The following is a 17,317-nucleotide window of genomic DNA, read 5'->3' on the forward strand; positions in this document are numbered from 1 at the left end:
CCAAATGCCGAGTCGAGACATGCAGCATCCCCGCAGGCCTTCGCGACATGAGTCACTCCTGCCGGAGCACAGCCACGATGATAGCGCCCACGGCTGGATGGTCAGCTACATCGATGTGATGACGCTGCTGGTGGTGCTGTTCGTGCTGCTGCTCGCCCTGTCGAGTCGGTTTGGCGATGGACTGTCCGCTGGCGCCGCTGAGCCCGACCCCGTGTCACCGGTGATCGCCGAATCGATGCCGCCGCGGCTCGGCGTGCCGCTGCCGGCGGCGCTGCGCCAGGCGTTGGACGCCGGCCCGGTGGCTCCCTTGACCCTGCATCGCGAGGCGGTCTCGGCGGCCCTCGGCGTGGCCGGACTGCCGCTGCGGGCGGTGTCTGCGGATACGCCGCCGGCACCGCCCGCGCTGCTGGCCCGTCCGTCGAGCCCCGAGCCCGATACGGCATCGGCGAGAGACTTGCCGAAGCTGGCGTTACCCAAGGGGCTCGATCCCACCGCGCCGCTGGCCGATTACATGGTGATCCTGACCGACCGGCCTCCCGACGGCGTGGAGGCGGCACCCGAGGCCGCCAAGACCCTGAGCCTCGCCGCCCGTGAGGTGGCCGAGCGGGTCGCTGCCGCCCCCTACCTGCCGGACCTCGAAGGCGTCGAGGTGTCGCGGGTGCCGGAGGGTGTACGCCTGCGGGTCGAGGACCGGCTGCTGTTTCCCTCTGCCCAGGCCGAGCTCACCGAGGCCGGCCGCGAGCTGGTGGCGGAGCGTCTGCGCGACGTAGTGGCGCGCCATCCGGGGCAGGTGGCGGTACAGGGGCATACCGATAGCAGACCCATCCAGACGCCGCGCTTTCCCTCCAACTGGGCGCTGTCCAGCGCCCGTGCCATCGCCATCGTCGAGGCGCTGGTCGAGGCCGGCATCGACCCGACGCGTCTGCGCGCGGTGGGACTCGCCGACACCCGGCCGCTGGCGACCAACGATACCGTCGAAGGGCGTGCCCGCAATCGGCGGGTCGAGGTGGTGATCCAGCCGCGCTAGGCCGACCGTGGTCACCAGCGATCGAGCATGGCGCGCAGGTCATTGGTCAGCGGCAGGCTGACCTGGGCGGCGGCAAGCGCGTTGGCGTCGCTGGTGCGGACTATCCTGAAGGTCAGGTAGAGGCGATCCTCGCCCACCGCATAGGTGCCCACCAGCAGCGAGCGTCCGCCTTGATCGATGCCGACCCGCTGGGCCAGCCGGGACAGCATCAGCTCGCCGGTATACTCCTCGCTGTACAGCTGTCCGCGCAGGCGTACCTCGCGCACCCTCAGGCCGGCCTCGGTGAGCCTGGCGGCGACGATCTCGCTGGCCAGCCGGCCCAGGGTCGAGGAGAGGTTCAGGTCGTCGATGTCCACCACGGTCGTGGGAATCAGTGGATCGTAGTCGCTCAGGCGCGGGTTGGCGTCGACCATCGCCGTCGTTGCCGTCGCGAGCACGTCGTCGAGCGTCCTGGGCGGGGGCGGGGCATCCGACATGGCGGCACAGGCGCTCAACGCGAGGGGCAGGCAGAGCGCGAGGACGGTGCGGGATAGCGAGGTGAAGGATGCGTGCATGATGGGGCGTTCCCTTGAGCGTGACCTGGCGGGCCCGGAGCGGGCGGGGGAGGCGGAGCCTCTTGTTGTGCATCGGCTGCCTCGAGCTTGACTTGAGTCGAGGCGCCCAGAGCCAGGCTTCGTTATGCTCAAACGAAATCCCCGAGGCGCAGCGGGAGGTGGGCATGTCGCGACTGACCTTTCTGGGAGCGGTGGGCGAGGTGACCGGCTCCCGCTATCTGCTCGACGTCGACGGCCCGTCCCGTCCCCATCGGCTGCTGCTGGAGTGCGGTCTCCATCAAGGCGGCCGCGAGCTCGAGGACGCCAACGCCGTGCCCTTCGGTCGCCTGGCCGGGCAGCTCGAAGCGGTGGTGCTGTCCCATGGCCACCTCGATCATGCCGGGTTGCTGCCCAAGCTGGTACGCGAAGGTTATCGGGGGCCGATCCACTGCACCGCCGACACCGCCGAGCTGCTCGAGATCATGCTGGTCGACGCCGCCTTCGTGATGGCCAAGGATCTGGAATGGGAGAACCGCTGGCGGTCGCGGGCCGGCAAGCCCGCCCTCGAGCCGCTCTACGACGAGGACGATGTGGTGCGCACGCTGGAGCAGTGCGAGCCCCACGACTATGGGCGGCCGGTCACGCTGCCCGGCGACGTGACCCTGGTGTTCCGGGATGCGGGGCATATCCTGGGCTCGGCGATCATCGAGCTGGCCATTCCCTCGGGTGGCCAGCGGCGCCGGCTGGTGTTCTCCGGCGACCTGGGCAATCCCGCGTCGGCGCTGATGAAGACGCCGGAGAAGGTGCGCGATGCCGACCTGGTGCTGATGGAAAGCACCTACGGCGATCGTGACCACCGTCCTCTACCGGACACCCTCGAGGAGTTCGCCCGGGTGCTGGAGGAGGCCCATGCGGATGGTGGCAACGTGCTGATTCCGGCCTTCGCGGTGGGCCGCACCCAGGAGATCCTCTACCACTTGAGCGTGCTCTACCATGAAGGACGGCTGCGCCAGCAGATGGTCTTTCTGGACAGCCCCATGGCGATCCGCGTCACCGAGCTCTACGCCCGTAAGCACAGGGCGCTCGATCCCGACGGCCTCAAGGTGCTCAACGTCGCCGCCCATGGCGATCCGGGGCAGTACCTGCCGATTCTGCGCCTGACCCGCAGCGTGGAGGAATCCATGGCCATCAACCGTATCCATGGCGGGGCGATCGTCATCGCCGGGGCCGGCATGTGCAACGGCGGACGCATCGTTCATCACCTGCGCTACAACCTGGAACGTCCCAGCACCCGGCTGGTCATCGTCGGCTTCCAGGCCAGGGGCACCCTCGGACGTCAGCTGGTCGAAGGGGTCGAGCGGGTCCGGGTGTTGGGAGAGGAACTGGCCGTCAAGGCCCGAGTGCATACCCTGGGCGGTTTCTCGGCCCATGCTGGCCAGAGCGAGCTGATCGGGTGGGCGGGCGCCTTTCGCGATCATCCCCGCTTCTACCTGGTGCATGGCGAGCCCGAAGCCCAGCGAGCCTTGCAGGAGGCCCTGCAGGAGGCCGGCATTCAGGCCGAGATTCCCACCTATCGGCAGCGCGTCGAGCTCTAGGAGCCTGTCGGGTTTGACCGATCGTCACGAGAATCACGAATTTCGAGTCAAATTGTTCGATCGATTGAGGCGAATAGCGCGCTATTTAACGAAATGGATCGAATACAGTTGGCCGAAAGCCCGGGATTCGCAGTAGATCAGCGTTAAGTCCGACAGGCTCCTAGTCTCACCCAAAGCTACGCCCCCGCGTCGACATGCCGCATGGCATGTCGTCGGTAAGTGATCATACTGATAGATAATAAAGGAATTAAATTATAATATTTTGTTATGAAAAGTTGCTCTTGTCTCTCGTCATCGTGGGCGCGATCTCGGCGTCATTCCCGACGGCGGTTCTCGCCACTGAGGTGCCGACCTATCGCTAGACCTGGCTGGGCTCTATGTCACTGCGGCTGAGGCCCATGCGCTGATGGAGCAGAACGAACGGGCGGTGCTGAGCGACGTGCGGGATCCCATCGAGATCACGTTCACCGGCTTCGCGACGCTCACCGACATCCATGTGCCCTGGGTGCTGGACGTGGCCCAGGATGATCCGATCATCGTGATGTGCCGCTCCGGGTCGACCCGCAGTGCGCCAGAGATGGACCTGATCGCCGCGTTGGGGGTCAGCGAAGTCTACTCCGTGACTAGGGCTATGACTGCACCGACGGGCACTTCTGCAAGAAGAACCTCTAAGGAAGCAGGAGACGGGGGCCCCCCTGCCTCCTCACCCGGGTGGCCATAGCGGGTTGCTATCTGCCGCTCTCTTTATATGAACAAATAGTCTAACGTTATAATAAAATATTTGGTTATCATGCGGTCATAATCGCAGCCCCGGGACGCATCGAGAGTGTCGTCCCCCATCCTTCGCGGCAACGGAGGCACACCATGTCCCAGCAGCCCATCGTCAAGTCCTTCTTCGACGAGCCCACCAACACCTTCAGCTATGTAGTTCGCGATCCGGACTCAAACGCCTGCGCCATCCTCGATTCGGTGCTCGATTTTGACTACGCCGCCGGACGCACCGACGTGCGCTCCGCCGACGAGATCATCGCTTACGTCGAGGGCGAGGGCCTGATCGTCGAGTGGATCCTCGAGACCCATGTTCACGCCGATCATCTCTCGGCGGCCCCCTACCTGCACGAGCAGCTCGGTGGCAGGACCGGCATCGGTGGGCGCATCACCGAGGTCCAGGAGATCTTCGGCAAGGCCTTCAACGCCGGCACCGAGTTTGCCCGGGACGGCAGCCAGTTCGACCGCCTCTTCGAGGAGGGCGACACCTTCGCCATCGGTGGCCTCGAGGGGCGGGTGCTGCACACCCCGGGCCACACCCCGGCCTGCCTGACCTATGTGATCGGCGACGCCGCCTTCGTCGGCGACACCCTCTTCATGCCCGACTACGGCACGGCGCGCTGCGACTTCCCCGGCGGCGACGCCCGCACCCTCTTCCGCTCCATCCAGAAGGTGCTGGCCCTGCCCGGTCAGACCCGACTCTTCCTGTGCCACGACTACAAGGCCCCGGACCGCGAGGAGTACCAGCACGAGACTTCCGTGGCGGAGCAGCGTGCCCACAACATCCATGTCCACGAGGGCATCGGCGAGGATGACTTCGTCAGGATGCGCACCGAGCGCGATGCCACCCTCGACATGCCGCGGCTGATCCTGCCCTCGGTGCAGGTCAACATGCGCGCGGGCGAGATGCCTCCCGCCGAGGACAATGGCCAGGTCTACCTCAAGGTGCCGATCAACCGCTTCTAACCCTAAAGGAGAGACGTCGATGAAGATTCAGCAGCTCGAACCGGGCGTGGCCATCGCCGACGCGATCAGCGTTGCCGACCTCGAAGAGGTGGCGCGCCAGGGCTTCAAGGCGGTGATCTGCAACCGCCGTCCCGGCGAGGGGGAGGACCATCCTGACGACGCCGCTCTGCGGGAGCGAGCCGAGGCTCTGGGCCTGGCATGGCGCTGCATACCGGTGGCGCCTGGGGAATATGGCGAGGCGGACATCGCGGCTTTCGGCCGCGCCCTGGACGAGCTGCCGACCCCGGTCCTCGCGTTCTGCCGCACCGGCAGGCGGGCCGTGCATCTCTGGGCCCGGTCCCGGGCCCGCGAGCCGGGCTGCGACATTCCGGCGCTGCTGGAAGCCGCTCACGCGGCCGGCCACGATCCCCAGCCGATCCGCGAGATGCTGGACGCCTGACGGCGCCCGCCACGACAACGATAACTCGACCCCGGAGCCACGCCATGCCACATCCGACTCCACAGACCTCGTCCCGCCGACACGACATCGTCGTGATCGGCGGCGGCGCTGCAGGTATCGCCGTGACCGCAAGCCTGCTCAAGCGCCGCGGCGACCTGGACATCGCCATCGTCGAGCCCGCCGAGATGCACAGCTACCAGCCCGGCTGGACCCTGGTGGGAGGCGGCGTCTTCTCCGCCGACATCACCCAGCGGCCCATGGCCGACGTCATCCCGGACAAGGTGAGCTGGTACGCGGCCCATGCCGAGCGGGTGGACCCGGATGCCCGGGAAGTGATGCTGGGCGACGGCCGCCGGCTGGGCTATTCCCGCCTGGTGGTGGCCCCGGGGCTGGTGATCGACTGGGGCGCCATCGAGGGCCTGGAAGCCACGCTCGGCCAGCACGGCGTGACCTCCAACTACCGCTTCGATCTGGCTCCCTACACCTGGTCGCTGGTGCAGTCGCTAGAGAGGGGCAGGGCACTGTTCACCCAGCCGCCCATGCCGATCAAGTGCGCCGGTGCGCCGCAGAAGGCCATGTACCTGTCCTGTGATCACTGGCGTCGCGAGGGCCGCCTGGGGGACATCGAGGTGAGCTTCTGTAATGCCGGCGGAGTGCTGTTCGGCGTGCCTGACTATGTGCCCGCGCTGGAGCGCTACATCGATCGCTACGGGATCGAGACGGCTTTCGGCCATCGACTGGTAGCGGTGGACGGCCCGTCACGCACGGCCCGTTTCGCCGTGAACGACACAGAGGGCGATCGTGAGGTAGAGCGCGGCTTCGACATGCTGCACGTGGTGCCGCCGCAGAAGGCGCCAGCCTTTATCGCAGCATCGTCGCTGGCGAACGAGGGGGGGTGGCTGGACCTGGACCCCGAGACCCTGCAGCACGTCCGACATCCGGCAGTGTTCGGCCTGGGCGACGCTAGTGGCACGGCCAACGCCAAGACCGCCGCGGCGGTGCGCAAGCAGGCCCCGGTGGTGGCCGAGAACCTGCTGGTCTCCCTGGACGACAAGCCCCTGTCGGCGGCCTACCTGGGCTACGGCTCCTGCCCGCTGACCGTGGAGCGGGGACGCATCGTGCTGGCCGAGTTCGGCTACGGCGGCCAGTTGCAGCCCACTTTCCCCCGCTGGATCAACGACAGTACCCAGGCGACCCGGCGGGCCTGGTGGCTCAAGGCCAAGCAACTGCCCTGGCTGTACTGGAACGGCATGCTCAAGGGGCATGAGTGGTTGGCCAGGCCGGTCCGCCGCCATGTCGATCGAGACGAACCCCGGACCGCGAGAGGCTGATGATCCCTTCACGCTGGATTCCCCTGCTCGGTTGGCTGCACGGCTACCGGCGCGACATCCTGGCCCGCGACCTGCTGGCGGCGGTGATCGTCACCCTGATGCTGGTCCCCCAGGCCCTGGCCTACGCGCTGCTGGCTGGCCTGCCCCCGGAGGTGGGGCTCTACGCCAGCATGCTGCCGCTGGTGCTCTATGCCATCTTTGGGACCAGCGCCACCCTGGCGGTGGGGCCGGTGGCGGTGGCCTCCTTGATGACCGCCTCGGCGCTCTCCGGCATCGCCGCCCCCGGCAGCGCCGAGTACGTGGGCGCGGCCCTGGTGCTGGCGGCCCTGTCCGGGCTGGTGCTGGTGGCCATGGGCCTGTTGCGCCTGGGGTTCCTCGCCAACTTCCTGAGTCACCCGGTGATCTCGGGCTTCGTCACTGCCTCGGGCATCCTCATCGCCGCCAGCCAGCTGCGCCACGTCCTCGGGGTGGAGGCATCCGGCCACAACCTGGTGGAAATGCTCTCGGCGTTGATCGCCTCGCTCGGGGAGGTCAACGTCATGACCCTGGCCATCGGTGGCGGGGTCTGGGGCTATCTGCTGCTGTGCCGGCGGCATCTCAAGGGCGGGCTGCACCGCTTGGGGCTGTCCGCCACGGTTGCGGATCTGGTGGCCAAGGCCGCCCCGGTCTCGGCGGTGGTCGTCACCACCCTGCTGGCCTGGGCCCTGGGGCTCGGCGCACGCGGCGTGGCGCTGGTCGGGGAGGTGCCGAGCGGTCTGCCCAGCCTGGCCCTGCCGAGCCTCGAGCCGGGGCTGTGGTCGAGCCTCGCGCCCGCGGCGGTACTGATCAGCCTGGTGGGCTTCGTGGAATCGGTGTCGGTGGCCCAGACGCTGGCCGCCAAGCGTCGCCAGCGTATCGATCCCAACCAGGAACTGATCGCCCTGGGCCTGGCCAATATCGGTGCCGGGGGAAGCGGTGGCTCGCCGGTATCCGGTGGCTTCTCCCGCTCGGTGGTCAACTTCGAGGCCGGTGCCGCCACGCCGCTCGCCGGCGCCTTCACGGCGGTGGGCATCGCAGTGGCGACCCTCACCCTGACCACGCCACTGGCCTTCCTGCCCAAGGCAACGCTTGCCGCCACCATCATCGTCGCTGTGGCCACCCTGATCGACCTGCCCGCTATCAAACGCACCTGGGCCTACTCCCGGGCCGACGGCGTGGCGATGCTGGCGACCCTGGTGCTGACCCTGGTCCACGGCGTGGAGAGCGGCATCCTGGCCGGGGTCGTGTTGTCGGTTGGCCTGCATCTCTACCGCACCAGTCGCCCGCACAGTGCTGTGGTCGGGCGGGTGCCCGGCAGCGAACACTTCCGCAATGTGCGCCGCCACGCGGTGGAGACCGACGAGCGCCTGGCCATCCTGCGCGTCGACGAGAGCCTCTACTTCGCCAATGCCCGCTACCTGGAGGATACCGTCATGGCCCTGGCGGCCCGCCAGCCGGGCCTGGCCCATATCGTGCTGGCCTGCCAGGCGGTCAACGTCATCGATGCCTCCGCGCTGGAGAGCCTGGAGGCCATCAACAGCCGGCTGAAGGACGCCGGTGTCTGCCTCCATCTGGCCGAGGTCAAGGGCCCGGTGATGGATCGCCTGGAGCACACCGCCTTCTTCGATGAACTGACCGGTGACGCCTTCCTCAGCACCTATGATGCCTGGCGCGCCCTGCACGGGGCCGACGCCGAGGCGTCCGCCGCGCCGGACGAAGCGTCCGGCCCCACCCTCAAGCAAGGAGTCTCACCATGAAGACCAACGTCGGAGGCATCGACAAGATCGCACGCATCCTGATCGGGGCCCTGCTCATCGTGCTGGCTCTGACCGGCGCCATCGGCGCCTGGGGCTGGATCGGGGTGATCCTGCTGGCCACCGGGCTGTTCAACACCTGCCCGCTTTACTCGCTGCTGGGCATCAGCACCTGCAAGCCACGTCACTGAGGGGGAAGAAGCGTTGGATATCACGGCAAGCCTGCATGGCCTGATCGGGGGCATCCTGATCGGGCTCTCGGCTACCTGGCTGATGGTCACCCTGGGCCGTATCGCCGGGGTCAGCGGCATCATCGGTACCCTGCTCACCGTCCGTCCCCGGGGGGATAGCGCCTGGCGCCTGACTTTCCTGCTGGGGCTGATTTCGGGGCCGCTGCTGCTGACGCTCGCCGGCGGTGGATTCGGCAACGTGCTCGGCCGGCCCGGGGCGGTGATCGGTGAGCCCGCCGGCGGCGTGATGCTGATGCTGCTGGCGGGGCTGCTGGTAGGCGTCGGTACCGGCCTGGGCAGCGGCTGCACCAGCGGTCATGGGGTATGTGGCCTGGCCCGGCTGTCGCCGCGCTCGATGGTCGCCACCCTGACCTTCCTGGTGACGGCCATCATGACCGTCTTCGCGGTACGGCACCTGATCGGAGGTGGCGCATGAAGGGCTTGATGGGTTACGTCGCCGGGCTGTTGTTCGGCCTGGGCCTGGCCGTGTCCGGCATGACCGACCCCGCCCGAGTGCTGGGCTTTCTCGATCTGGCGGGCGCCTGGGATCCGACCCTGATGTTCGTGCTCGGCGGCGCCGTGGTGACCAACTTCGTCGGCTACCGGCTGGCCCTGCGACGGCCCAACCCGCTGTTCGCCGTGGCCTTCCAGCTGCCCACTCGGCGGGACCTGGACGCTAGACTGGTCGGCGGGTCGGCAATGTTCGGCATTGGCTGGGGATTGTCCGGCTACTGCCCAGGGCCGGCCTTCGCCTCGGTGTCGGGCATCTCGCTGCCGCTGGCCGCCATGCTGGCCGCGATGGTCGTTGGCTGGTTCATCGCCCGGCGGGTGTCGGCATAGCGCTCGGCCGTGTCGTGATCAGGGGCGAGGCCCGAGGATCTCGGCCAGCCTGTCCTCCTGGGGCATGCCTTGGGCGGTCTTCAGCCGGCCGCCGTCCTGGCGATAGACGATGCCCGGGGTGGCGACCAGGCCGAGGCCATCCATCAGGTTGTGGTTCTCCTGTAAGGCCAGTTCCAGGGAGCGGGGCAGGGCGTCGAGGACCTCGACCGGGTCTCCGCGCTCGTGGGCGGCCAGCGCCGCGGCGGGGTCGTCGTCGGCCAGTAGTGAGACCGCCTGGCGCGGGCTCTCGGCGGCGAGGATGCCGACCATGACGTGGCGCAGCTGAACCTTGCCGGCCTCTACCCAGGGGCGGGCGGCCTGCCAGAACTGGCGGCAGTAGGGGCAGTTGGGATCGGTGAACACGTAGACGATGCGTTCGGCGCCCGAGGCGCCGTCGGCGATCCAGGCGCTCTGTTCCAGATCGCCCCAGGCCTCGGCGTCCTTGGGCGCGCGCACCAGGCGATCCAGCGGCGCCTGCGAGAGATTCTGGCCTTCGGCGTCCACCAGGTTGCCGATTACGGCATGCTCGCCGTCGGCGGTAACGAAGACCGTCATCGGCTGCCCCTGGGCGCTGGCGGCATAGCCGGTCAGGCCGCCGGGGGCCTCGAAGCGGCCGTGCATGTCGAGTCCCTGGGCCTCGAGGGCCTGCAAGGGGGCGGGAAGCTCCTCGGCAGAGACGGCGAGTGGCACCAGCAGGTAGGCGGGCAGCAGGGCGCGGGGCAGGGCGGGCATGACGATCCTCCTTGAATGATTGGGCCCCATGATGACAACGCGGCGGCCATGGGGTTCGCTGGGCGCCCGGGGGCCAAAACCGTTACAATGCGGCAACATCGTCTTTCCCCGATCCCGGATTCCTGCCTATGCACTGTCCCTTCTGCGGCGCCAACGACACCCGCGTGACCGACTCCCGCCTGGTTGCCGACGGCGACCAGGTGCGGCGGCGGCGCCAGTGCGCGGCCTGCGGCGAACGCTTCACTACCTATGAGACCGCCGAGTTGGTGATGCCTCGGGTGATCAAGGGCGACGGCTCCCGGGAGCTGTTCGATGAGGCCAAGCTGCGTGCCGGCATGCTGCGTGCCCTGGAGAAGCGTCCGGTGAGCTCAGAGTCGATCGAGGCGGCAGTGGAGCGCATACGCCAGACTCTGCGGGCCCGAGGCGAACGGGAAATCCAGGCGCGGGACGTCGGCGAAGAGGTGATGCATGCCCTCAAGCGTCTCGACCAGGTAGCCTACATACGCTTTGCCTCGGTGTATCGCCGTTTCCAGGACATCGACGAGTTCCGCGCCGAGATCGATCGCCTGGCCCAGGAACCGAGCTTTCATCCTGACGAGCCTCGCAAGCCATGACCACTGTAACCCGCTACCCCGAGAGCTGGATGGCCCGAGCCCTGGTGCTGGCGCGTCGCGGCCTCTATACCACCGATCCCAACCCTCGGGTCGGCTGCGTGCTGGTCAAGGATGGTCGCCAGGTAGGGGAGGGTTGGCACCATCGAGCCGGCGAGCCGCACGCCGAGGTTCATGCCCTGCGCGCCGCCGGCGAGGCTGCTCGCGGAGCCACTGCCTACGTCACTCTCGAGCCCTGTTCCCATCATGGTCGCACCGGCCCCTGTGCCGAGGCGTTGGCCAAGGCCGGTGTTGCCAGGGTGGTGATCGCTATGCGCGATCCCAATCCCCTGGTGGCGGGCCGGGGCATCGCCCTGCTGCGCGCAGCCGGCATCGAGGTCGAGGTCGGCCTGCTCGAGGAACAGGCGCTTGCCCTGAATCCCGGCTTCGTATCGCGCATGGCCCGGGGGCGCCCCTTCGTGCGGCTCAAGATGGCGATGAGCCTCGACGGTCGCACGGCCATGCGTTCCGGCGAGTCCCAGTGGATCACCGGTCCCCGGGCGCGCTGTGAGGTGCAGCGGCTGCGAGCCCGCTCCAGCGCAGTCATCACCGGCGTCGAGTCGGTGATCTTCGACAACTCGCGGCTCACCGTGCGCGCCGAGCAGCTCGAGCTGCCCGACGCGGAGTGCATTGCTGCCCGTCAGCCGCTGCGCGTGGTAGTGGATTCCCAGCTGCGCCTGCCCGAGGCGGCGGCCTGCCTGCGTGAGCCGGGGCGCACCCTGGTGGCCACCGTCGAGGGGCACGACGAAGAGCGCCGTCAGCGGCTGGAGGCCGCCGGTGCCGAGGTGCTGGCGTTGCCCGCCGGCAGCGGTGGACGCGTCGACCTGGCGGCCCTGCTCGCTTACCTGGCCGAACGCGAAGATGCCAACGAGGCGCTGCTGGAGACCGGTGCGACGCTGGCCGGGGCCATGCTGGATGTCGGCCTGGTCGACGAGATGCAGCTGTTCGTTGCCCCGACACTGCTTGGCGGCGAGGCGCGGCCGCTGTTCGCCCTGCCGGGCCTCGAGACCATGGCCGAGCAGAAGCCGCTGGAGATCCTCGACATTCGCGCCGTGGGCGGGGACTGGCGAATCACCGCACGCCCGCGGTAGGCGCTCGGGGTGCGTGGGCCGCGAGCCACGCGCATCGAGCGGATTGCAGCAAGCGCGATGCGACGGAGACTACCCGCAGCCCGCAGCCCGCAGCCCGCAGCCCGCAGCCCGCAGCCCGCAGCCCGCAGCCCGCAGCCCGCAGCCCGCAGCCCGCAGCCCGCAGCCCGTGAAGTCTCGCCGAAGCTTGAACGTCAAACTGGCGCCCGAGGCCGTGCCACGGTACCCTGACGCGGTTTCGAGGCGGGCGACGCCCGGCGGCGACGACGATGTCGTTGCCTCGCGACGACCGCAGCAGACTCAGTGGAGATTCCATGGAGCACTCCTCCTCCGGGGGCCTGGCCCCCATCGCCGAACTGATCGAAGACATCCGCCAGGGGCGGATGGTGATCCTGATGGACGACGAGGATCGCGAGAACGAAGGCGACATCATCATGGCTGCCGAGAAGGTGGAGGCCGAGCACATCAACTTCATGGCCCGCCACGCTCGGGGCCTGATCTGCCTGCCGATGACCCGCGAGCGCTGCGAACGCCTGCAGCTGCCGCTGATGGTGCGCGACAATGGCTCCGGTTTCGGCACCAAGTTCACGCTGTCGATCGAGGCCGCCGAGGGCGTGACCACCGGGATTTCCGCCGCCGATCGGGCGCGTACCGTCCAGGCGGCGGTGGCGCGTGACGCCCAGGCCGCCGATATCGTTCAGCCTGGCCACATCTTTCCGCTGATGGCCGAGCCCGGTGGCGTGCTGCGGCGTGCCGGCCATACCGAGGCGGCCTGCGACCTGTCGGCCCTGGCCGGCCTGGACCCCAGCGGCGTGATCTGCGAAGTGATGAGCGACGACGGCAGCATGGCGCGGCGTCCGGAGCTCGAGGCTTTCGCCCGCGAGCATGGCCTGAAGATGGGCACCATCGCCGACCTGATCCACTATCGCATCCACAACGAGCAGACCGTCGAGTCGCTGGAGTCGATGCCGGTGCAGACGCCCCACGGCGAGCTGACCCTGCACGTCTTCCGCGATCGCATTCAGGGCGCCCATCACCTGGCGCTGGTCAAGGGGCATCCCCACCCGGAGGCCTTGACCACGGTGCGGGTTCACCTGACCAACGTGATGCGCGACCTGCTGTCGCTGCAGAAGGGCGAGCATGATAGCTGGACCGCCCATGAGGCCATCGCCGAGATCGCACGCGCCGATCAGGGCGTGTTCGTGCTGCTCGACGACGGCCGCTCGCGCCAGGATCTCCGCGACCTTCTCGACGTCTTCCTGGAGCGCCGCCGGCCGCCGCGCACCACCGATTCCGACGGCGCCGGCAACTACCTGACCATCGGCACCGGCTCGCAGATCCTGCGTGACCTGGGCGTAGGCCGCATGCGTTTGCTCAGTTCGCCCTGGAGATTCTCGGCGCTCTCCGGCTTTGACCTGGAAGTGGTCGAGCGGCTCGAGCCTGGCCAGCCGCCGGCTGCCGAGGGCGACGACGGCGCCTGACGCTCCTACCGACATCTCGCCGAGGCGCCGATAGCGCGCGCTCGGCGATTCCGTTTCATCGGGTTCAGCAGGAAAGAGACCATGCAACCGATTTCCCAAGTCGAAGGCAGTTTCGTCGACGTCGATGGCCGCTACGTGATCGTAGTGGGCCGCTTCAATCATCATGTGGTGGACAGCCTGGTCGAGGGCGCCGTGGATAGCCTGGTGCGCCATGGCGTGGACGAGGACAACATCGACATCGTCCACACCCCCGGTGCCTGGGAGCTGCCGCTGGCCATCAAGCGCGTGCTCCAGGTCGCCCGCCCCGAGGCGGTCATCGCCCTGGGCGCGGTGATCCGCGGCGGCACGCCGCACTTCGAGTACGTGGCCGGCGAGTGCAACTCGGCCATGAGTCGTCTGCAGCTGGAGTTCGACACCCCCGTGGCCAACGGCGTGCTGACCGTCAACTCCATCGAGCAGGCCATCGAGCGGGCCGGTACCAAGGCCGGCAACAAGGGCACCGAGGCGGCCATGGCGGCCATGGAGATGGTCTCGCTGCTGCGTCGCTTCGACGACGGCGGGGAGGAGACGCAATGAGCGAGCAGCGACGCGCACCGTCCAAGTCCCAGCTGGCCCGCCACGCGGCCCGGGAGCTGGCCATCCAGGGGCTCTACCAGTGGCAGCTGACTGGCAAGTCCATCAGCGCCGTGGAGGCCGAGTTCCGCAGCCAGGTGGCCGACGATGACCTGGAGGACCACGAGAACTGGCACAAGGTCATGGGGATCGCCGACCTGGCGCTTTTCCATCAGCTGCTGCATGAGGTGGCCCGCCATCGCCGCGAGATGGACACCGCCATCGCGCCGCTGCTCGACCGTCGCCTGGAGGATCTCGACCTCATCGAACTGTCCATCCTGCGCCTGGGCGCCTATGAGCTCGCCAAGCGCCCCGAGGTGCCCTATCGCGCGGTGATCAACGAGGGCGTCGAACTGGCCAAGTCCTTCGGTGCCACCGAAGGGCACAAGTACGTCAACGGCATCCTCGACAAGCTCGCCGCCCGACTGCGCGGCGCCGAGGTCTCTGCGCGCCGTCGCTGAAGGCCTTTATCGGATGCACAGCGAATTCGAGCTGATCGCCCGCTATCTTGCCCCGACGCCAGCTGCGGACGCCGCCGGCGTCGCACTCGGGGTTGGCGACGACTGTGCCTTGCTGGTGCCCACGCCGGGCATGCGGCTGGCGATGAGCGTCGACACCTCGGTGGCCGACGTCCACTTTCCCGCCGATGCGCCGGCGGCGGCCATCGGCCACCGGGCGCTGGCGGTCAGCCTGAGCGACCTGGCCGCCATGGGGGCCAGGGCACGCTGGTGCCTGATGTCGCTGACCCTGCCCACGGCCGACGAGGCTTGGGTGGCCGACTTCGCAGCGGGCTTCCATGCCCTGTGCGAGGCCTGCGGCGTCGTCCTGGCCGGCGGTGACGTCACCCGCGGCGAATTGGCGGTGGGCGTGACGGTGATCGGCGAGGTCCCCGAGGGACAGGCCCTGACCCGTCGCGGCGCTCGGCCCGGCGAGGTGGTGGCGGTCACCGGTGCCCTCGGCGGCGGTGCGGGTGGCCTAGCACGCTGGCAGACAGGGCGGCGTGACCGTGATGATCCCTTGCTGCGCCGCTACCTCACGCCCGAGCCCCGGCTTGCGGCTGGCGTGGCGCTGCGCGAGCTGGCCAGTGCGGCGATCGACGTCTCGGATGGCCTGTTGGCCGACCTGGGGCATCTCTGCGAGGCTTCCGGCGTGGGCGCGGCCTTGAGCCCCGAGACGCTGCCGCTGGCCGAGGGGCTCGCGGCGGCGCTTGGCGATTCGGACGCCCGGCGTGCCGCCCTGAGCGGCGGCGACGACTACGAACTGCTGGTGACGCTGCCGGCCGAGTGTCTCGCGCCGGCCCGCGAGCGTCTGGCCGCCGACGGTGTGGCGCTGACCGCGATCGGTCGCGTCACCGCCACCCCAGGCATCACCGGGGTAGTTGAGCTGGGCGTGGCGGGCTGGCAGCATTTCTCAGGAGACACGCCATGAACCGTGCCCCCCAGAGCGTCTGGCATCGGCCGGTCCACTTTCTTGCCTTCGGCTTCGGCAGCGGTGCCGTTCCCTTCGCCCCGGGTACCTTCGGCACCCTGGCGGCCATTCCCTTCTACTGGTTGATGTCGGAGCTGCCGCTTGGCTGGTATCTGCTGGTGGTGGCCATCACCTTCGTGTGGGGCATCTGGCTGTGTGAAAAGAGCTCCCGCGACCTGGGGGTCCATGATCACTCCGGCATCGTCTGGGACGAGTTCGTCGGCTACTGGCTGACCATGACCGCGGTGCCGTTCTCCTGGGAGGCCGCGCTGTGGGGCTTCGTGGCCTTCCGGATCTTCGATGTCTTCAAGCCCTGGCCGATCCGTTGGGCCGACCGCCGAGTCGCCGGTGGCTTCGGTATCATGATCGACGACGTCCTGGCCAGCGCCTATGCCTGGTGTACGATGCACCTTTGGTTCTGGCTGCACTGAGGCCGGCATGCCGTCCGTTGCGGGCGGAACGGTGACAAGGAGTGAACGATGCGCAAGGAGCGCTTGATCGTGCCGGTGCTGGCAGTGCTGGCGCTTGCCTGGGCGGTGGCCCAGACGCTGTCCGGCCTGCTGTTCGAGCGCCAGCTCGCCCGGGCCGTCAAGGAACTCCAGCTGCGAGGAGAACTGACGGTTCGGCGCAGCGACGTCGAGCATGGCTGGCTGACCTCTCATGGTGTTCTTCACCTGTCGCCGCTGTTCGGCGATGCCTGGCATCTCGATCTCGTCTATCGAGCCCGGCACGGTGTGCTGAGCACCGCGCTGGACGGCACTTTGCGGCCACATGCGCCCGAATCTGGCGAGGCCGCGCTCGGCGATGCCCGGATCGCCCCGCCGGAGTGGAATGCCCGCTTCAGCCCCTATACCGAGACGCTGGACGCGACGCTGGAACTCGCGCCGATCGTCTTTCACCAGCAGGGGCGAACCCTCACCCTGCAGGGGGGGCGCGTCGCCATTCACGGCGGCATCGGTGACTGGCAGCTGCGGGCGCGTCTGTCGGCCGTACGGCTGGACGATGGCGAAACGAGCCTGAAGGCCGGGCCGGTCGTGCTGGAGAGCCGCTACGCTTATACCCAGCCTGCCCTCCACTTCAATCAGAATGATCGGCTGCGTATACAGGACCTGGCCTGGCGATCGCCGGAGCTGGCCTTCGACGCAGCCCAGATCGTCTTGCAGACCCGCACCGTGCTGGATGCCGAGGAGCTGCGTCTCAAGGGCAAGCTGGACCTCGGCGAGATCCACTCGGCAGACGAGGTATTGCTCTCGGGAGGCGTGGTCGCCGAACTTTCGCGGCTCGATGCCGATGCCCTGCGCCGCCTGCTGGCGATCCTGCGCCGGGAGACCGCTCACGGCCACATCGCGGAGGATGGCAAGGATTCAGCCATCGAGTTGAACCGGGTGCTGCGCTCGCTGTTGGCTGATTCGCCGCGGCTCGACATCCTCGATGCGGATCTCGACAGTCCCATGCTGGGGCTGTCGCTGACCGGTGAGGGAGTGTTGGTCTTCGATGCCCGCGACTTCGAGTCGCTGGATCCGCTGGCGCTGAATACGGCGCTGGAGCGTGCCGAATGGCGCGAGCGTCTCGACGGCGACTTCCTGTGGCAAGACCTGCCGCCTGTGATCGCGCTGTGGCTGGGGCTGCCTCTGGATACCCGGGAACTGCAGGTCGATGTGGTCAGCGGGCGGGCTCGGATCAACGGGCGCCCCCTGCCGCCGGCCCTCGAACACTGGCAATGACTTGAAGTTTGGCTGTTTCGCCC

19 protein-coding genes are annotated in these 17,317 nt (G+C 68.4%); 17 read left to right on the forward strand and 2 right to left on the reverse strand.

All coding sequences use genetic code 11. The features are described from left to right. Positions 1-19: 19 nt before the first annotated feature. The gene (locus tag ACGTN6_RS07750; RefSeq protein ID WP_394590785.1) at positions 20-1,027 is read left to right on the forward strand and encodes a flagellar motor protein MotB; all 1,008 of its coding nucleotides are present in this window, start codon (positions 20-22) and stop codon (positions 1,025-1,027) included. Positions 1,028-1,038: 11 nt separating this feature from the next. Here ACGTN6_RS07750 and ACGTN6_RS07755 read toward each other — a convergent pair whose 3' ends face one another. Continuing rightward, positions 1,039-1,581 (reverse strand): FlgO family outer membrane protein, encoded by a 543-nt coding sequence (locus ACGTN6_RS07755; protein WP_394590786.1) that lies wholly within the window; start codon positions 1,579-1,581, stop codon positions 1,039-1,041. Between the two features lie 164 nt (positions 1,582-1,745). Here ACGTN6_RS07755 and ACGTN6_RS07760 point away from each other — a divergent pair, with 164 nt between their 5' ends. The 8 genes from ACGTN6_RS07760 to ACGTN6_RS07795 all read left to right on the forward strand — a co-directional run bounded on the left by ACGTN6_RS07760 (position 1,746) and on the right by ACGTN6_RS07795 (position 9,501). Continuing rightward, entirely contained in the window at positions 1,746-3,155 is a 1,410-nt protein-coding gene (locus tag ACGTN6_RS07760) for an MBL fold metallo-hydrolase RNA specificity domain-containing protein (RefSeq protein ID WP_394590787.1), read from the forward strand. Between the two features lie 864 nt (positions 3,156-4,019). Continuing rightward, positions 4,020-4,889, forward strand: a complete 870-nt coding sequence (locus ACGTN6_RS07765) for an MBL fold metallo-hydrolase (protein WP_394590789.1) — start codon at positions 4,020-4,022, stop codon at positions 4,887-4,889. A gap of 19 nt (positions 4,890-4,908) precedes the next feature. Further along, positions 4,909-5,328 carry a protein tyrosine phosphatase family protein gene (locus tag ACGTN6_RS07770; RefSeq protein WP_394590790.1) on the forward strand — a complete coding sequence of 140 codons (420 nt, stop codon included), beginning with the start codon at positions 4,909-4,911 and terminating at the stop codon, positions 5,326-5,328. Positions 5,329-5,372: 44 nt separating this feature from the next. Then, a complete protein-coding gene (locus ACGTN6_RS07775; RefSeq protein WP_394590791.1) occupies positions 5,373-6,659 on the forward strand; it encodes an NAD(P)/FAD-dependent oxidoreductase in 1,287 nt (428 codons plus the stop codon). Further along, positions 6,659-8,434: a SulP family inorganic anion transporter gene (locus ACGTN6_RS07780; protein ID WP_394590792.1), complete on the forward strand. Its 1,776-nt coding sequence runs from the start codon at positions 6,659-6,661 to the stop codon at positions 8,432-8,434. Before ACGTN6_RS07775 ends, ACGTN6_RS07780 begins: the two co-directional genes overlap by 1 nt. After that, positions 8,431-8,622, forward strand: a complete 192-nt coding sequence (locus ACGTN6_RS07785) for a YgaP family membrane protein (protein ID WP_394590793.1) — start codon at positions 8,431-8,433, stop codon at positions 8,620-8,622. Before ACGTN6_RS07780 ends, ACGTN6_RS07785 begins: the two co-directional genes overlap by 4 nt. A gap of 13 nt (positions 8,623-8,635) precedes the next feature. Next, positions 8,636-9,097, forward strand: coding sequence for a YeeE/YedE family protein (locus ACGTN6_RS07790; protein WP_394590795.1), 462 nt, complete (start codon positions 8,636-8,638; stop codon positions 9,095-9,097). After that, on the forward strand, positions 9,094-9,501 hold the full coding sequence (locus tag ACGTN6_RS07795; RefSeq protein WP_394590797.1) for a DUF6691 family protein: 408 nt from the start codon (positions 9,094-9,096) through the stop codon (positions 9,499-9,501). The genes ACGTN6_RS07790 and ACGTN6_RS07795 overlap by 4 nt, the downstream gene beginning before the upstream one ends. 18 nt (positions 9,502-9,519) lie before the next feature. On the opposite strand, the gene dsbG is transcribed toward ACGTN6_RS07795, so the two are convergent. Then, positions 9,520-10,272, reverse strand: a complete 753-nt coding sequence (gene dsbG / locus ACGTN6_RS07800) for a thiol:disulfide interchange protein DsbG (RefSeq protein WP_394590798.1) — start codon at positions 10,270-10,272, stop codon at positions 9,520-9,522. A 128-nt stretch (positions 10,273-10,400) separates the two neighbouring features. On the opposite strand from dsbG, the gene nrdR reads away from it, so the two are divergent. The 8 genes from nrdR (at position 10,401) to ACGTN6_RS07840 (ending at position 17,294) form a co-directional block, all read left to right on the forward strand. Beyond that, positions 10,401-10,886 (forward strand): transcriptional regulator NrdR, encoded by a 486-nt coding sequence (gene nrdR, locus ACGTN6_RS07805; protein WP_394590800.1) that lies wholly within the window; start codon positions 10,401-10,403, stop codon positions 10,884-10,886. Continuing rightward, positions 10,883-12,013, forward strand: coding sequence for a bifunctional diaminohydroxyphosphoribosylaminopyrimidine deaminase/5-amino-6-(5-phosphoribosylamino)uracil reductase RibD (gene ribD, locus ACGTN6_RS07810; protein WP_394590801.1), 1,131 nt, complete (start codon positions 10,883-10,885; stop codon positions 12,011-12,013). The genes nrdR and ribD overlap by 4 nt, the downstream gene beginning before the upstream one ends. A gap of 311 nt (positions 12,014-12,324) precedes the next feature. Continuing rightward, on the forward strand, positions 12,325-13,491 hold the full coding sequence (ribBA, locus tag ACGTN6_RS07815) for a bifunctional 3,4-dihydroxy-2-butanone-4-phosphate synthase/GTP cyclohydrolase II (RefSeq protein ID WP_394590802.1): 1,167 nt from the start codon (positions 12,325-12,327) through the stop codon (positions 13,489-13,491). Between the two features lie 81 nt (positions 13,492-13,572). Beyond that, positions 13,573-14,067 carry a 6,7-dimethyl-8-ribityllumazine synthase gene (gene ribH, locus ACGTN6_RS07820; protein ID WP_394590803.1) on the forward strand — a complete coding sequence of 165 codons (495 nt, stop codon included), beginning with the start codon at positions 13,573-13,575 and terminating at the stop codon, positions 14,065-14,067. Next, positions 14,064-14,564: a transcription antitermination factor NusB gene (gene nusB / locus ACGTN6_RS07825; protein WP_394590805.1), complete on the forward strand. Its 501-nt coding sequence runs from the start codon at positions 14,064-14,066 to the stop codon at positions 14,562-14,564. The genes ribH and nusB overlap by 4 nt, the downstream gene beginning before the upstream one ends. A gap of 13 nt (positions 14,565-14,577) precedes the next feature. Then, complete coding sequence (thiL, locus tag ACGTN6_RS07830) at positions 14,578-15,531, forward strand: thiamine-phosphate kinase (protein WP_394590806.1); 954 nt, start codon at positions 14,578-14,580, stop codon at positions 15,529-15,531. Continuing rightward, positions 15,528-16,001 carry a phosphatidylglycerophosphatase A family protein gene (locus ACGTN6_RS07835; RefSeq protein ID WP_183389650.1) on the forward strand — a complete coding sequence of 158 codons (474 nt, stop codon included), beginning with the start codon at positions 15,528-15,530 and terminating at the stop codon, positions 15,999-16,001. Before thiL ends, ACGTN6_RS07835 begins: the two co-directional genes overlap by 4 nt. Positions 16,002-16,049: 48 nt before the next feature. Continuing rightward, positions 16,050-17,294 carry a DUF945 family protein gene (locus ACGTN6_RS07840; RefSeq protein WP_394590807.1) on the forward strand — a complete coding sequence of 415 codons (1,245 nt, stop codon included), beginning with the start codon at positions 16,050-16,052 and terminating at the stop codon, positions 17,292-17,294. The last annotated feature ends 23 nt before the right edge of the window (positions 17,295-17,317 follow it).

This window comes from Halomonas sp. B23F22_20, assembly GCF_043496985.1.
GTDB lineage: Bacteria > Pseudomonadota > Gammaproteobacteria > Pseudomonadales > Halomonadaceae > Halomonas.

Excerpts from the sequence above, each read along its gene's own strand:
- ACGTN6_RS07750 (WP_394590785.1), top strand. The coding sequence starts at position 20 with ATGCAGCATCCCCGCAGGCCTTCGCGACATGAGTCACTCCTGCCGGAG.
- ACGTN6_RS07755 (WP_394590786.1), bottom strand. The coding sequence starts at position 1,581 with ATGCACGCATCCTTCACCTCGCTATCCCGCACCGTCCTCGCGCTCTGC.
- ACGTN6_RS07760 (WP_394590787.1), top strand. The coding sequence starts at position 1,746 with ATGTCGCGACTGACCTTTCTGGGAGCGGTGGGCGAGGTGACCGGCTCC.
- ACGTN6_RS07765 (WP_394590789.1), top strand. The coding sequence starts at position 4,020 with ATGTCCCAGCAGCCCATCGTCAAGTCCTTCTTCGACGAGCCCACCAAC.
- ACGTN6_RS07770 (WP_394590790.1), top strand. The coding sequence starts at position 4,909 with ATGAAGATTCAGCAGCTCGAACCGGGCGTGGCCATCGCCGACGCGATC.
- ACGTN6_RS07775 (WP_394590791.1), top strand. The coding sequence starts at position 5,373 with ATGCCACATCCGACTCCACAGACCTCGTCCCGCCGACACGACATCGTC.
- ACGTN6_RS07780 (WP_394590792.1), top strand. The coding sequence starts at position 6,659 with ATGATCCCTTCACGCTGGATTCCCCTGCTCGGTTGGCTGCACGGCTAC.
- ACGTN6_RS07785 (WP_394590793.1), top strand. The coding sequence starts at position 8,431 with ATGAAGACCAACGTCGGAGGCATCGACAAGATCGCACGCATCCTGATC.
- ACGTN6_RS07795 (WP_394590797.1), top strand. The coding sequence starts at position 9,094 with ATGAAGGGCTTGATGGGTTACGTCGCCGGGCTGTTGTTCGGCCTGGGC.
- dsbG (WP_394590798.1), bottom strand. The coding sequence starts at position 10,272 with ATGCCCGCCCTGCCCCGCGCCCTGCTGCCCGCCTACCTGCTGGTGCCA.
- nrdR (WP_394590800.1), top strand. The coding sequence starts at position 10,401 with ATGCACTGTCCCTTCTGCGGCGCCAACGACACCCGCGTGACCGACTCC.
- ribD (WP_394590801.1), top strand. The coding sequence starts at position 10,883 with ATGACCACTGTAACCCGCTACCCCGAGAGCTGGATGGCCCGAGCCCTG.
- ribBA (WP_394590802.1), top strand. The coding sequence starts at position 12,325 with ATGGAGCACTCCTCCTCCGGGGGCCTGGCCCCCATCGCCGAACTGATC.
- ribH (WP_394590803.1), top strand. The coding sequence starts at position 13,573 with ATGCAACCGATTTCCCAAGTCGAAGGCAGTTTCGTCGACGTCGATGGC.
- nusB (WP_394590805.1), top strand. The coding sequence starts at position 14,064 with ATGAGCGAGCAGCGACGCGCACCGTCCAAGTCCCAGCTGGCCCGCCAC.
- thiL (WP_394590806.1), top strand. The coding sequence starts at position 14,578 with ATGCACAGCGAATTCGAGCTGATCGCCCGCTATCTTGCCCCGACGCCA.
- ACGTN6_RS07835 (WP_183389650.1), top strand. The coding sequence starts at position 15,528 with ATGAACCGTGCCCCCCAGAGCGTCTGGCATCGGCCGGTCCACTTTCTT.
- ACGTN6_RS07840 (WP_394590807.1), top strand. The coding sequence starts at position 16,050 with ATGCGCAAGGAGCGCTTGATCGTGCCGGTGCTGGCAGTGCTGGCGCTT.